The sequence below is a fragment of the Tropicimonas sp. IMCC6043 genome, from assembly GCF_004146235.1.
GTDB lineage: Bacteria > Pseudomonadota > Alphaproteobacteria > Rhodobacterales > Rhodobacteraceae > Tropicimonas.
Map to the genome: position 1 here is coordinate 1 of NZ_SELO01000170.1, position 384 is coordinate 384.

1 protein-coding gene is annotated in these 384 nt (G+C 59.4%); it reads right to left on the reverse strand.

The window, feature by feature from the left end; genetic code table 11:
- Positions 1-322: transposase (locus EU800_RS26275; RefSeq protein WP_129636381.1), on the reverse strand; the 322-nt coding region annotated here is incomplete at its 3' end.
- Between the last annotated feature and the right edge of the window lie 62 nt (positions 323-384).

Consider the following 384-nt stretch of genomic DNA (forward strand, 5'->3'; position numbering starts at 1 on the left):
CGAAGCGCATGTTCGGCCGCGTAACGGCCTCGCAGATCGCCTCGGCATCCGCCGCATCGTTTTTCTGCCGCTTTACATAGGGCTTCACGTATGCGGGCGGGATCAACCGGACCTCATGGCCGAGCGCGGCGATCTCCCGAGCCCAGTAATGCGAGGTCGCGCAGGCTTCCATGCCGACAAGGCAGGGTTCGAGTTTGCCGAGAAAATTGAGCACCGCGCCACGCCGCAGCTTCTTCTGCAAAACAACAACGCCATCAGCATCCACCCCGTGAAGCTGGAACACGGACTTGGCCAGATCGATCCCGAGTGTTGTAATCTCCATGTGGTCGGCTCCTCTCCTTTGTTGGCTTTCACACAGTACCAACATGGCACAATGCGATGCCG